Here is a 14,579-nt window from a genome sequence, read left to right on the forward strand (position 1 = left end):
GACCCCGTTGCGTGTATTACCAAATGCACTAAATGGTGCCCCTCGACTACAATTTCGCTTCGCGGCTGGCTTCGCCGGTCGGCTCCCTGCGGTCGCTCGATTTTCGCTTGGGGACCCCGTATGCGGGTAAAGCCCGTCCCTGTGGAGGGCGAAGCGATGCACTGAGCTTGCCGAAATGTCGAGAGGCTTTTTACAGCCGTTTGTGCAATTTGTTATTCACACAATCCCATTCTCCTGTCTTCTGCTAACCTTATTTTTCTTACATTTAGTCAGTATTGCCTCTCATTCCAAATTTAAACTTACCCTCTTAATTGGCACACTTACCATTAAGAATTAGCACAATATCTGCCTTTTTCTCATTTTTCGCGCTTCTTGCCTGTAGCGATGAGAAGGCAGTAAACTATGCCTTCTCCCAAGGCCCGGGTGAATCCTTCAGTAGTGCTCCGTTACTCTTTCAGGTTAAATCATTACCTGACAGCACACTGCTTGGCTCGGAGGGTTTTCTGGATTCTGCCAGAAGGGTTTTTGTGGAAGATGGGAACCACTATGCCCTCGCCGTAACTTATGACAGGCAGGCCGCTGTTGCTCAGCAAAAAGAGGAAAGAGAGAAATCTGCGGACCTTAGTCTATTGGCAAGCTCCGCCTATGAAACGGCTGACTCCATAAACCCGGCGATACTTAATGCCGGTATTGCGGGCATGAAATACGTAGAGCTGAGTGCTTATGCTAAATCTACTCAGGCACTACAGTACCGGCTGGAACTTGCCACTACAAAAAACGATTCCTCAGCCATTGGCTGGTCCCTTAATGCTCTCTCTCTGCCCTATCAGTATTCGAATAATATGGATCAGGCAAAGGACTACCTGATGCAGGCAAAGGAAATAAATGAAACTTTAGAAGATCAGCGACTCGAAGCTGCTATTTCGCTCAACCTGGGAAACGTCTATAGTGAAAAGGAAGAATACGAACAGGCTCTTACCTTTTTCAAGGAAAGTTATCGGATAAGTGATGCCGTAGGCCATGAAGGGATGAAGTGGCTTTCCCTGAACAATATGGCGAATATTAATCTTAAGCAATCCGAGTATACTGCAGTTATCGAAATGCTATCCGGATGGGATAAAGGGAGGTTTGATAATATCGCCAGGCAAAACAAGTCACTACTTCACTACAACCTTGCCCGTGCCCATTTAGGGAAGAATAATGTAGTGGAAGCTAACTACCACGTAGACCGCGCTTGCGAAATGGCGGCTGCCGTCGGTAACGAACGTGGTGAGATCGACTGTATTGAATTAAAAGCTTTACTGGCGGAAAATAAGGGAGACCTGGCGGCAGCCCTCTCTAATCTTAAGGAGTTTCATCGGCTGGAAGAAGAAACTACGGGGGAAGAAGCCAACAAACAGTTAAAGACTGTCCGGGAATCCTATGAGGTTAAAATCAGAGACCAGGAAATCGCCGAGCTAAAGGAGCAGGAGATCCTTCGCCAACAGCACGAAAAAAATCAGCGTACCGCCATGATCAGTTTCGTCATACTCACGATCCTTACCATTGCGGGCATTACGTTTAGCATCCGTTATTCTCTGCGGTCGCGGATTGCCCATCAGCAAAAGGAAATCGCCGAAGCACAATTACATTTCCTACAGGCCCGGATGAGCCCCCACTTCGTTTTCAATGCACTAAATGGTATCCAGAACCAGGTTTTACAGGCTGACCCCTTTAGCGCTTACGAGTATATCGGTAAGTTTTCCGGTCTTCTCCGGGCAATTACCAATACCACCTCAAAGCCTGAAATATTATTATCAGACGAAATCGCTTTACTACAGAATTACCTGGATCTCGAACAACTACGATTTCGAGATGGCTTTAGTTATACGATCGAAACAGAAGAAGCGCTCTCATCCCTTAACCCCAGGATTCCAGCCATGATGATACAGCCCGTCTTAGAAAACGCCATTGTTCATGGCCTGGCAGGATTAAAAGAAAAGGGTACTATTTCCGTAGCCTTAAGCTTACAGGATGACACCGTCTGCTGTGTGGTAACCGACAACGGGATTGGAAGAAAAGCCTCCGCAAAGATTAGTAAACAGGAGAAAGAACAACATTTATCCATCAGTACTGACAACCTTAAGAAGCGCTTTAAAGCGCTCGAGCGATTAGGTTACCCCATGAAGTCTTTCACGACCGTTGATTTGTTTGCTGATGAAAAAGCCTGTGGGACGCAAGTGACGCTCTATCTGCCTATCATTAACGCCAGCTTCTGATCTTGGTTGGGCTAGCGCACTAGTGCAGTTTACCTTCCCACAACAGAAACCGCCCTCCAATCGGCTAAGCCATTTGGAGGGCGGTAACGAAACTTCACCGTCTTTGACTCGCTGGATTAGAGTCATCAAACTTTACGGGAAGGTTTTCATAAAGGAGGATTCTGTGCCATACCTCTCAGGAAACTATTCCACCAGAAACCGTCGCACGACCGAACTTCCGTTTTCAAGGCCGATGCGGAGGACATTCCAGCCTTTGGGCAGGGAGTTAGGCAGAGTGATCCGGCCATTGGCCGAGCTTTGCCCGAGAGCTGCCTGCCGACCACTGATGTCATAGATCGTGTATTCGTAAGTTCCTGCCGGAAGGCCATTCATCCATAACACATCACCGGCGGATACGGGATTGGGCACCAGTGTCAGGTCGGGTCTGTTAGCAGGCTCGCCGAGGCTGACACTGTAAATATTGGCAAAGCCCTGAAAGAAAGCAATGGCGCGAAGGGCGGCCGGGATGGCACAGTCACCGTGGTCGAGTGCTCCTCCATCTTCCAGCGTAACTTCCAGTGCGCCGAGGCTGCGCATTACGGAGTCAGCAAGAATTGAGTTAGCAGGGTCGACCGTCATGTCCGCATTGCAGTAGTAAATGAGGGTGGGCGAAACAGGGGCAAAATTGAAAACATCGTTAGCTTCAAAAGACTGGATCAGGGTTTGGTCACCGTCCAGCACGTCCGTCAGGAATTCGTCGGTGTACATCGCGCCGAGAACGGCGTTGTCCAACCGCAGGAGAGAATCGAGCGCATTACCCAGCCCAAATACATCGAGCTCTTCTGCCAGAAAAAGCTGCGCCTGCGTCAGGTAAGGCTCTACGAACAAGCCTTCTACCCCACCATAGAGGTCATACACGTAGTTGTAACTGATCAGCGTGTGATTAAAGAAAGCCAGGAGAACGGGAGGAGCATTCCGGATACCGAGGACCTCAGGGGTTGGCACCACGATGTCAAAAGGTGCGGATAAATGGGCCGCGGCAGTAACCTCAATGCCATCGTCCAGGTCAGCTTCCAGCCGCTCGTGAAGGGCCGCAGAGGCATGGCCGCCCTGGCTGTAACCCGTAACAAAAACCTGATCGTTGTAGCGAATCCCTTCGGCATCGAGCCATTTTCTTACGGCGATGATCATGTCCCGGCCAACACTCGCTTCCGTATCAGCGTGGAGGTAAGGGTGCTGCCCGTCGCTGTCTCCCAGCCCAAGATAGTCGGGTGCCATGGCGATGAAGTCGTTACCGGCCATCCCCTGTACGATAAAGCGCTCCAGAACGCCCTCCACACTGGGCGCCAGCTCCCGGCTGGCGATGGTGCCGTGGTTATAAACGGCCAGCGGACGGACGAACTCGTCGTTGTCCGGGATGCTCAGCAGCCCCGTAACCGTATCCGGTTGTCCGAAAGCGTCAGTGGTTGTGTAGGTGATTTTGTAGTTATTAACGTCGTATTTAACCCCGATCGGGATCACCAGGTCAAGAACGAACTTAATGGACTTTGTCTGAGCTTCGGCACTAATAACTTCCTGGGCAGAAACTACACAAGAAAACGCAAGAAGGAGAGGGAGTAATAGTCTTTTCATATGGCTTATAACCCCGCTTGGGGTGGTTGGTTTGGAATGGAGAGAGCTAAGTTACAACTAAGAGCATGTTTGGGCGCCGGAGCGCTGGTGCAAGCGAAGGAATAAATGAGCAGTGTCTTTACTTCTTCTTTATCTCCTCATACCGGAAGCAATCTGTCGTATGGTCGTTCACTATACCCACGGCCTGCATAAAAGCATAGCAGATGGTAGAGCCGATGAATTTGAAGCCTTTCTTCTTGAGGGCTTTGCTCATACGGTCGGACAACTCCGTTTTGGCGGGTACTTCTCCGGCAGTGGCCCAGGCATTCTGGATGGGCTTAGCGTCAACGAAAGACCAGATATACTCCGAGAAAGAGCCGTATTCCTTCTGCACGTCGAGAAAGACTTTCGCATTGGTGATCGTTGAGTTGATCTTTAGCCGGTTCCTTACAATACCGGCGTCCTGCAGGAGCGCCTCCACTTTCTCCGGGCCGTATTTCACTATCTTCTCCGCCACGAAATTGTCGAACGCTTTACGGTAGTTCTCCCGCTTAACAAGGATCGTCGTCCAGCTCAGGCCCGCCTGAGCACCTTCCAGGGTGAGCATTTCAAATAACAGCCGATCATCGTGCACCGGCAAGCCCCATTCGGCGTCGTGGTAGATTTCTTCGAGGGGGTGGTCAACGCACCAGGTACACTTGGTTTTCATGGGGTATTATTCTGTCTCTTTTTCCTCCTGTTTTCTATCCAACTCGAGCTTTTGACCAAAGAGATTGTTATCCATTTTAAAAGCAGATTTCGATGGTAACCGACCTCTACCTGGCTCAAAGGGGGAGGTAATTACGTAAACTTCTTCCCCAACCTTAAGATTATAAACTTGCATTTTAATTTTTCCCGACAAGGTCATGCTAATAATCTCTTGATTGAACATGTCCTCTACCAAGTACTCAAATTTGCCTACTTTCTTTTTTATTCTTCCTTTCCTTAATCTTAGGGGTTTGTTCATACTTCAAATTTTGGTAGTCGGGTGGGAATTTACGGCTTTTCTAAGCCCAAATACCAAGAGGGATGGTATTGCCCCAGAGCAATCGCTAGCTAGAAACCGGACACTCAAAGGATCGTTTATCCTACGCTACGCTCCGGAAACGAACGCTTCGAGGTCCTAACGTCCAGTTTCAGGACCTCGAAGCGTACTCAATCACGTAGCCGGAGGCGGAGCAGTTGAGTTCCTTTGAGCGTCCGGTGAGCTTGCGATTACCCTGGGTATTGCCCTGCGCCACTACCAGCTACACGAACAAAAAAACTCATCTGCCTAATTTCAGAATAGTCAGCAAGTGGTCGACCTGCCTTTGAGATTACCACGGGCAATATCCATCGTTTGCCGTCATATTCAAGCGGTCAAAACCGCCGACGTTACTCCTTCAAAACCTTAAACGCCTTCGACACCCCACTAATACTGGCCACCAAAACGTAAGCCCCTGGTGGGTAGCTGGACAGGTCAATCACCGTTCGCTGCGAAGTTAAACCAGCGGAGAAGAGTTGCCTCCCCAAAATAGAATAAACCTGCAGCCTGTCCTCCTCCCCAAATGAGGTATGCGTAGTCTCAAACATCAATTCATCACGGGTTGGGTTCGGATACACGAAGGCGTTGTTCTCAAAGCCAGGATTCCCATTTCCAGTAGAAACCAAGCCACTAAAACACTCATTCGTAAAGGCAGTGCTTAATTCAGTACTGACGGTTAAAACTGCGGTAGAATCTTTGCAGATACATCTTCCGTCATTGAAGTTGTAGGTCATGTAAGCGGCGTCCGTCTCGAAAGCCTTGAACGTACACTGTTCAAAAGTCAGCGAGTCGCTGGTGAGCATTTGATCCGGGTGGCTCCAATTGGTGAACAGTGTATTACCCCGGTTCCAATGATTAAAGCCGGGCTCCTGGGTGAAGCCGCAGGGTTTAAAGAATAACAGATACATGGTTCCGGTGCCTCCGGGGCCTACGCCTCCGCCGACGTTTACGGCAATGGTTCCGTCGCCGCGTAAGTCTCCAACGAAGGAGAGAGAACGGGAAAAACGTTCTTCATCGCCAGCATCGAATATCAGGTCAAAGCCACCTTCGACCTCATCAACCTTAGTGTAGGTTTTCACTGTTTTGTCAGCATTAAGGTATAGGATGTACAGATCACCCAGACCTTGTTGATTGGCGCCCGTGATCAGGTCAATGGTGCCATCGCCGTTAAGATCACCGGCCGCACACATGGCGTGGCCAAATTGAGCACCCGCGGTTCCGTTGGGGTTTGCGCCGGTTGTCAAGATATCCTCAAAGCCATTTAATCCTTCCGTTATTTTCAATTTGGAGACTACGTTAAAATTGTCCGGGTCAAGGGAAAGAATCCAGACCGCTCCTTTTCCGCCGTCAGACATGAATGCGCCTACGGCCATCTCCTCCGTGCCATCGTCATCTATGTCTCCGAGCATGGCCACTTCCCTTCCGCCAAAACGATCGTTATTCAGCAAGCCTTCGCCAAAGCCGCCGGTGTCAGAACCAATGGTGACAGTGCTATTGGGCATAACCTCTGAGTCTTCGTCGAAGAACAAGATGTCTATGGAACCCCGGTTAGTCCCACCTGTATTTGAATTAGGGTTGCAGGCCACCAGATCAATTTTTCCGTCTTTGTTCAGGTCACCGATGGCGGAGAGCCCCTGCGCGATAATACCTTCGTTTTTGACGAAGCTTTGGACCGTTCCATCCCGGTTGAGGTGGACGATATACAAGGCTCTGTTCGCCGAAGAAGGCGCTGACATGGCTACGTCCGGAATGTCGTCATCGTTGTAATCTCCGATTCCCGCCACACCGTAGCCGAAAAAATTGCCGCTGACTAAGGTTTCATTAAAGCCGCCTTCCAGCATGGATATTTTCTGATTATCCTGAACCGTGCCGTCATTGTTCATAAAAACAATGTAGGCTGCACCGGCATCCGTTTCCCCATCATCATCTGAGCGGGCACCAATGATGATATCGAGAATTCCGTCCCCATTCACATCACCAATAACGTCGTGGTCCCGGCTGAAGCGATCGCCGGCATCGAGGTCCGCAACAAAGCCGCCAGAGCCTTCTTCGATTCTTACGTAGCCATCGGGGCCGAATTGAGTGCTTACTTGTGCGTGGCTGAAATTTGAAACGGCGAGTATTGTGAGCAGCAGGTATAGTTGGGTAGTTCTTTTGGTCATACGGAGTGTGTTTATGTTTGGACCTCGCCACCACTGGAAGGTTTAGTCCTGCGATGAGCATATCCCCTTATTTTGGCTGGGGTATGGCTTTTTGGTGCGTACAACAACTCACCCCGCCAAAACGACGCTTCACCTAACTCCCCCTTGCACCTGCGGCCGCGCCCTGCCCTTCTTTGTGTCGAACAAAAAACCAAAGAAAATGCCACAGCCTTACCCCATTCACCGTGCGAACCTGATTAGCAAACTCATTCTGGTACTGGTTTTATTACTGGCGTTGTCGATTGCGCTATCCGCCCAAACCATTAAGGGGCAACTTATTGACGGGCAGTCAGAGATGCCGCTCATCGGCGCCACGGTCGAGCTCGTTAGTGTGGAGCCCCGCCGCGGAGCGACGACGGATCTTGATGGCTACTTTTCCCTGGCGGACATCCCACCCGGCCGGCATACTCTCCGGATGAGCTATCTCGGATACGAAAGCCGCAACCTGCCCAACGTGCTCGTCACCACGGGTAAAGAGACCATCCTGAATCTCAGCCTCGAGGAAAGTATTGCCCGGCTCGACGCCGTTACGGTGACAGCTAAAACCAAGCCTGGTGAGGCCATCAATGAGATGGCTACCGTCTCCAGCCAGACCTTTACGGCTGAGAGTGTTAACCGTTTCGCCGGCGGCCGCGCCGACGTGAGCCGCATGGCCTCCAACCTGGCGGGCGTAGCCACTTCGGACGATAGCCGCAACGACATCGTTATCCGGGGCAACTCCCCCGCCGGGCTACTCTGGCAACTCGAAGGCATCCCCATTCCAAACCCCAATCACTTCTCCACGCTGGGCACCACCGGTGGCCCGGTCTCCGCCCTGAACCCAAACATGCTCGGCAACTCCGACTTCGCGACCTCCGCCTTCGCCGCAGAATACGGTAACGCCATCGGCGGAGTTTTCGACCTCAACCTGCGCAAGGGGAACCGCGACCGCTACGAGTTTATGGCGCAGCTCGGGACTTTTTCCGGGCTGGAAGCCATGGCTGAAGGCCCCCTCAACGATAATGGTGGCAGCTTCGTGGTCAGCTTTCGCAACAGCTTCGTCGGCTTCGCCGAAGCCATCGGTATACCCATCGGCACCAACGCTACACCCGACTACCGGGACCTGACCTTCAACGTCGACTTCGGCAACTCCAAAGCCGGGAAATTCTCCCTCTTCGGGATTGGTGGCACGAGCAACATCGACTTTCTGGGTACGGAGACAGACTCTACGGACCTGTTCGCCAATCCGGGAGAAAACGCCTACGCTGATTCCTACTTTGGCGTACTTGGTCTGCGGCACAACCTCATTACGGGAGACGACACTTACATCAGAACCGTGATCAGCGGTTCCATCCAGGGGGGAGACTTCCGGGTGAACGAACTCAATGACCTGGGAGAAGATGACCTGCTGACCACTAAGGTGGACGATGAAACCACCCGCTACAGCCTGAAGACCTACCTCAACAGTAAGATCAACAAACGGCTGACCGTACGCACCGGGGTTCAGCTCGAATCCATTGGCTTGGTTACCACCGTCGATGACCGCGATGGCTCCCCGGATCTGGACGGTGACGGGGTACGGGATTTGCTCCGCCTTCGGGACTTTGACGGTGCCTTTGGCCTCTATCAGGCCTTCGGGCAGCTGCGGTATCGCCTGGGAGAAAAAGCGACCGTTAATGCCGGTCTCCATGCCCAGTACTTCAGCCTCTCCGACGCCTTTGCCCTGGAGCCCCGCCTGGGCCTCCGCTACCAGGCAAGCCAAAAGCTGACCCTCACCGCTGGCTACGGCCGCCATAACCAGACGCCCGCGCTGCCCGTCTTCTTCTTCCGCGACCTAACGACCGGCAGCCCCGACGCCAACCAGAATCTTGGCTTCCTCACCGCTGATCATTACGTCGTTGGTGGTGACCTGGCCTTCGCCCCTAACTGGCGCCTGAAGACGGAAGTTTACTACCAGAATCTGAGTAATATTCCGGTCGACAACTTTTCTTCCTCCTTTTCGATTCTTAACGCCGGCGCTGACTTCGTGTTCCCCGAGCGGGGCAGCCTCGTCAACGACGGCACGGGCACCAACTATGGTGTGGAGCTGACGCTGGAGCATTACTTCGCCAACAACTGGTATCTGCTGTTCACCGGCTCTCTCTTTGAGAGCAAATACAGCGGTAGTGACGGTGTTGAGCGCAATACGGCCTTCAACAACAACTATGTAGCCAACCTGCTGGCGGGCCGGGAGTGGGCCTTCGGCAAGCAGCAACAACATCGCTTCACGATCAACCTCAAGGTGACCGGTAGCGGTGGCCGCTACTACAGCCCGGTTGACCTGGAAGCCAGCCGGGAGCTGCAAACTGACGTCCGTGACGAAAGCCTGGCCTTCACCGAGCGCTATACGGATTACTTCCGCACCGACCTGAAGTTCGGCGTGCAGCTCAACAGCGCGACCCGAAAATTCAGCCAGAGCTTCTTCATTGATTTTCAGAACCTGACAAACCGGGAAAACATCTTCCAGGAGCGCTTCAACCCCGTAACGGGCGAGGTGAATACGGTGCTGCAGTCGGGCTTCTTTCCGGACTTTCAGTATCGGGTGCAGTTTTAGCAGGATGGGCGGAGGACCTCCAGGTCCGACCCAAACCAAATGCCATCGGACCTGAAGGTCCTCATCCCAAGAGTTTTCCTATTTTGTATCAAACTCAATTCTCTGTGGCCCGCATCCATGACAACCTGACGCAATTCCCTTACCACATAAGCTATCGCTTATTCGGTAGCGTCCCCAAAAGCGAATTAGCAAATCTAACCTTTCAACGTGACCAGCAACTTTCCTTGTTAGCGGAGGACTTAGTTAGATTACCGGATCATCTACGGCAGGAGACTAGTTTTAAAGAAAAACATGAGATAAATGCAAGATATGAACTGGCCGTTGAGAAGGCATTACACAACAAAAACACTCCCGGCCCACGTCATTTAAGCAGGCCTGATCTCGCAAAAATTGTGCTGGACTCCTGGTTAAACATGCAGGAGCGTGGCCTTATCTATGTGTACGCTATTTGTGTAATGAGCAATCACGTACACGCTATAATCCGGGCGCCCGACGGCACTGAAGAAAGTTCTCTTCCGGCCGTCATGAAATCACACAAAGGATTTACTGCGCGAAAAATCAATAAGCTCCTGAATAAAACCTTCAACAGTTTCTGGGAGCCCGATTATTTTGACCGGCGAGTTCGTACTGGAAAGTTTAACACCGTAATGTGGTATGTCTTAAATAATCCAGTTACCGCAGGCTTGATCAAAGATTGGAAAGACTGGCCACATACGTATCTTAACCCTGATTTTTCTTCACTCTTCGGCGGTGAATAAATCGGACCTGGAGGTCCTCCACCCAAACAAAAACATGAACCTCTTCCTAACCAAAGCCGAACGCATCAAATACCTCGGATTCGACGATCGAATTGCGGCGCTGATCGGTATTCCGTTGGTATCGTTTATGGCTTTCCTGCTATTCTCCAGTGGCAAGACGGACATTCCGGTTCACCTGTCATTCGTCTGTTTTTGGGTGGGTACCGGGTATACCGTTTTTTACTGGCTGATCAATCGTTTTTGGGTTATCCGGTTGCGGTCCTGGTTGCCTGGTGAAAAAGACACTACCAAGCGTATACTTCTGATTGCGGGCTTCGCCTTTTTTTCCGTGATACTGCTGGAACTGGGCACTTCGGACCTTATTCTTAAGTGTATCCCGATGTTGGCCCAGGTGGGTTGGGGCGAGCAGGAGTTTGTCTTTAAAATAAGTACGACCTACACGCTTTGCCTCATGGTATTGGCGATGTACGAATCGGCCTGGTTTTTCACTAAACTCCGGAAGAGCCAGCTGCAGCAGGAACAGCTGGCCAAGGAGAACATGCAAACCCAGCTGGCCGTATTGAAGCAGCAGATGAACCCTCACTTTCTGTTCAACAGCCTCAACACGCTGGTCAATGTCATTCCGGAAGACAGTAAAAAGGCCACCTTGTTCACCCAGCGGCTGGCGGCGGTTTACCGCCGAATTCTGGAATACCGACATAAAGAGATGATTCCGCTGGTGGAGGAGTTGACGGCTCTGCAGGACTATATTTTTCTGATGCAGACCCGTTTTGAGGACAAGCTGATCGTGAAGTGGCACCTGAGCGAAGAGACGATGAAACAGGTGATGCTTCAGCAAGCTCAATGGGGGGCGCTGGCGCAGGTGCAGTGTAAGGAGGAGGAGAGCAGAGATTTGCCGATTATTCCTCCTCACCTGACACATCACCTGATTGTCCCGCTCTCCGTTCAGCTGCTGGTGGAAAACGCTGTTAAGCATAATACCGTCAGCAATGAGCACCCGCTACAGATCGATATTACACTGGGAGAAGACCGGGTGACCGTTAGCAACAAACTTAACCTCCGTAATCGGAAAATGAGTTCTACCGGCTGGGGGCATGACAACCTGAAAAGTCGCTATTCCTCTATATCGTTCCGCCCGGTAGTCATCAGAAAGACCAAAGACAACTATAGCGTCTCCCTCCCCATTTTACCACCCGCTGAAGTTCGGGAACTGGCAGAAGAACGACGTACGGGCTAAGCACCATCTCTCCGGCTCGCAGGGCTACCCGGAACCTGCCCATTCTCTCACTCACTCATTCCCCCATTCACTCATGACTGCCTGGATCATAGAAGACGAGCCGCCGGCCCTCCGCCGGCTCACCAAGTTACTGGCGGAGGTCCGTCCGCAACTTAGCATTGCTTTTTCGACGGATTCCATTGCATCCTGCGTCCGCGCCCTGCAATCAATGCCCCATCCTGATGTTATTTTCAGTGATATCCACCTGGCGGACGGGCTGGCCTTTTCCATCTGGGAAACAACGCCCTGCCTGTGCCCCATTGTTTTCACGACGGCCTATGACCAATATGGTATTCGTGCCTTCCGGGTCAATGGCATTGATTATCTCCTAAAGCCCATCGAAACGGCAGATTTAGAGCGGGCGCTCGATAAGCTCAACCGTCTCAGCCATCCTCCCCTGCAGCAGGACTGGAGGCGCATCGCCGCCCTGATCGAAGGCCGGCAGCCTTCTTACCGGGAACGGTTTCTGGCCCAGAAGGGCTCTGAATGGCTTCCGGTCCGGGTCGAAAACCTCCGACAGATTTACTCCTCCGACGGGCTCACCTTCGCCCTTACCGAAACCGGACAGCGGCTGATCCTCGATGATACCCTGGACCGCATTGTTGAAGAGCTCGACCCCAAAGACTGGTTCCGCATCAACCGCGCTCAGATCGTACACGCCTCCTCCATCCGAAAAATCCAGCCCTATTTCAATCACCGCCTCGTACTGGAGCTCAGCCCCAAAGGCGAAAACGAAAACATTGTGAGCCGGCAACGGGTGAAAGCCTGTAAGGAATGGATGGGGGCTTAGGACTTGGTTTTTTGATTCTTTGGTATTGAACCCAAAAATTGTCATGTAGCTTTGGCTATACTCCAGTTTCCGCACCTTGCCAGGAAAAACCAGGACTTCGGAGCGGCCAGCTCAGAGCACGAAGTACTGCGCAGCAAAAAGTTTAAACGGGTTCATTTTGGGGCTGTGGTGGGTTAGAGCACGGGGTATTATAAACGCTATCTCCTGACAGCAAAGACCGAACGGGCCTGCCCCCCTGATGTCTACAAAATACGGTCAAAAAAAAACAACATGTTAATCCTCCCCTACTCCCCTGAGTGGCCATCTCAATTCCTCCTGATTGGCGAGCTACTCACTACGGCCCTCGGCCCTGCACATCTTCGCATCGAACACATTGGCAGCACGGCGGTACCCGGCCTGGCGGCTAAGCCCATCATTGACATTGACATCGTTTACGCCCAGGATGCTTCCTTACAAGCCATCATTGAGGCCCTTAACTCCCTGGGCTATTTCCACAATGGCGATCAGGGCATCCCCGGCCGGGAGGTATTCAAACGAAGAAAGCCTTCTGCCGGCCATCCCGTCCTCGACCAGATTCAGCATCATCTCTACGCCTGCCCGGAGGGCAATCCGGAACTGCGCCGGCATCTCCTCTTTCGGGATTACTTGCGGACAAACGAGGAGGCGCGGGAGGAATATGCTCAGCTTAAAAGCAGCATCGCTACCGCTGCCGCGCAGGACCGCAAGCAGTATGCGAAGCTGAAAGAGGAGGGTGCCCGCGAATTCGTGGAGCGGGTGCTGGCGGTGGCGGAGTAATCGTAAAGTCAACTGATTTGTAGTCTTAGATTAAAAAACGCCTAGCGTTTTCAATAGCCCTCCCCCGTGGGGAGAGTTGGAGGGGGGGGCTTGCGATTCCCCCTGATGGCAGCGCAGAATAGCTCCCTCTTCTCCCGCCTTTCGTATATTTGATTTTCCATTATGAGTCCGCAAAACGGGTTCTCCCCAAGCGCATTAGCCCATATTTTCTCCCAGTATTCAGATTATGCTTACTCAAATTTTAGCTGCGGGCGCCATGGGCGTCAGCATTTTTTTCATTTTCAAGGTCTACGATCTGCTGAAAAATGAGCAAGGTAATGAGAACCCTCGTCCGGTTTTCCTGCGGTCCATTTATATCTTTATGGGCTTTGCCGTTTTAATGACTTTGCTTTCGCTGGGTATTGAGTTTGCGAGACATTCCATGAATCTGGATACGGAAGGACAGGGCGGATTCACGAAAGAGCTTCAGGAGCTGACCAATAAAAGTTACTACGCCCTGGACCGCAATGGCAACCCTGAGCCAATTGAACTGGAGATTGGCGGTCAAAAATATACTCTGGCAAAAGCCTTTCCCGATGCTTTCTTCAAGGAGACGCACCTCAAACTGAAACCTGCTGGAAACCAGAAATTGCTGGCCGTAAAAAACAACAACGGACAGGAAATCACCTTCGGCTACTTTGACAAATCGGACATTGATGATTTCGCGACAACTCCTGCCATCACACCTCCTGGGCCGAGCTCCCCGTCAGATCCGATTCTGGACCGGGAAAAACTCATGGCGACGGGTTTGATGTATACCCCTCCCTCTAAAGTACGCCAGCAGATACAGACTACTATCTCTCAGAAGAAGGCTGATGAAAGCATTGCCAATAAATACCTCGTCGAGTTCGTGAACGGGCAGAACCTGGACCGCAAACTGCAGGAGCTGGCCGTGAAAATTTTGATCCAGCCGGAACAAATGAATCAGATGGATACCCTTCAGTACGGGAAGCTGATTGCAGCACTTTCTTCGGACGGTCCCCGGAAGCAGCCCTGGCGCCACTTCGAATTGGCGCAGGTTTACCTCAGTCGTTCTATTCAGCAAAATTCTGCCGCCGATCGCCAGAAATACTTTGAATCTTTATGCCGGTACCGGAAAAACTATCTGGCGCAGGCATACCTGGTAAATGACCCGGAGAAATATTCTGTAGAAAAAACCTGGTACGAGAATGCGGAGAAAGAACTGCAAACGATGAGCTGTGATGACAATTGTAATTGCGGATAAAGTGTACGGTAT

Annotated in this window: 11 protein-coding genes; 7 read left to right on the top strand and 4 right to left on the bottom strand. The window is 51.6% G+C overall.

Features of this window, described 5'->3' with window-relative positions; all coding sequences use genetic code 11:
- The first annotated feature begins 311 nt into the window (after positions 1 to 311).
- Positions 312 to 2,258 (top strand): histidine kinase, encoded by a 1,947-nt coding sequence (locus tag BM123_RS22095; RefSeq protein ID WP_139212048.1) that lies wholly within the window; start codon positions 312 to 314, stop codon positions 2,256 to 2,258.
- A gap of 183 nt (positions 2,259 to 2,441) precedes the next feature.
- Here the strand turns inward: BM123_RS22095 and BM123_RS22100 are convergent, their stop codons facing one another.
- The 4 genes from BM123_RS22100 to BM123_RS22115 all read right to left on the bottom strand — a co-directional run bounded on the left by BM123_RS22100 (position 2,442) and on the right by BM123_RS22115 (position 7,073).
- A complete protein-coding gene (locus tag BM123_RS22100; RefSeq protein WP_090173023.1) occupies positions 2,442 to 3,869 on the bottom strand; it encodes a T9SS type A sorting domain-containing protein in 1,428 nt (475 codons plus the stop codon).
- Positions 3,870 to 3,987: 118 nt separating this feature from the next.
- Entirely contained in the window at positions 3,988 to 4,557 is a 570-nt protein-coding gene (locus BM123_RS22105) for a DNA-3-methyladenine glycosylase I (RefSeq protein WP_090173025.1), read from the bottom strand.
- A gap of 6 nt (positions 4,558 to 4,563) precedes the next feature.
- Entirely contained in the window at positions 4,564 to 4,854 is a 291-nt protein-coding gene (locus BM123_RS22110; RefSeq protein ID WP_090173027.1) for a hypothetical protein, read from the bottom strand.
- 407 nt (positions 4,855 to 5,261) lie between these two features.
- Complete coding sequence (locus tag BM123_RS22115) at positions 5,262 to 7,073, bottom strand: T9SS type A sorting domain-containing protein (protein WP_090173029.1); 1,812 nt, start codon at positions 7,071 to 7,073, stop codon at positions 5,262 to 5,264.
- 199 nt (positions 7,074 to 7,272) lie between these two features.
- On the opposite strand from BM123_RS22115, the gene BM123_RS22120 reads away from it, so the two are divergent.
- The 6 genes from BM123_RS22120 to BM123_RS22145 all read left to right on the top strand — a co-directional run bounded on the left by BM123_RS22120 (position 7,273) and on the right by BM123_RS22145 (position 14,567).
- Positions 7,273 to 9,684, top strand: a complete 2,412-nt coding sequence (locus BM123_RS22120) for a TonB-dependent receptor (RefSeq protein WP_090173031.1) — start codon at positions 7,273 to 7,275, stop codon at positions 9,682 to 9,684.
- 104 nt (positions 9,685 to 9,788) lie between these two features.
- Positions 9,789 to 10,442, top strand: coding sequence for a transposase (locus BM123_RS22125; protein WP_139212050.1), 654 nt, complete (start codon positions 9,789 to 9,791; stop codon positions 10,440 to 10,442).
- A 34-nt stretch (positions 10,443 to 10,476) separates the two neighbouring features.
- Positions 10,477 to 11,679 carry a sensor histidine kinase gene (locus BM123_RS22130; protein ID WP_090173035.1) on the top strand — a complete coding sequence of 401 codons (1,203 nt, stop codon included), beginning with the start codon at positions 10,477 to 10,479 and terminating at the stop codon, positions 11,677 to 11,679.
- Positions 11,680 to 11,752: 73 nt separating this feature from the next.
- Positions 11,753 to 12,508 carry a LytR/AlgR family response regulator transcription factor gene (locus tag BM123_RS22135; protein WP_090173037.1) on the top strand — a complete coding sequence of 252 codons (756 nt, stop codon included), beginning with the start codon at positions 11,753 to 11,755 and terminating at the stop codon, positions 12,506 to 12,508.
- Between the two features lie 270 nt (positions 12,509 to 12,778).
- Positions 12,779 to 13,303 carry a GrpB family protein gene (locus tag BM123_RS22140; RefSeq protein WP_090173040.1) on the top strand — a complete coding sequence of 175 codons (525 nt, stop codon included), beginning with the start codon at positions 12,779 to 12,781 and terminating at the stop codon, positions 13,301 to 13,303.
- 226 nt (positions 13,304 to 13,529) lie between these two features.
- The gene (locus BM123_RS22145; RefSeq protein ID WP_139212052.1) at positions 13,530 to 14,567 is read left to right on the top strand and encodes a hypothetical protein; all 1,038 of its coding nucleotides are present in this window, start codon (positions 13,530 to 13,532) and stop codon (positions 14,565 to 14,567) included.
- Positions 14,568 to 14,579: the final 12 nt, after the last annotated feature.

The sequence above is a fragment of the Neolewinella agarilytica genome, from assembly GCF_900110645.1.
GTDB lineage: Bacteria > Bacteroidota > Bacteroidia > Chitinophagales > Saprospiraceae > Neolewinella > Neolewinella agarilytica.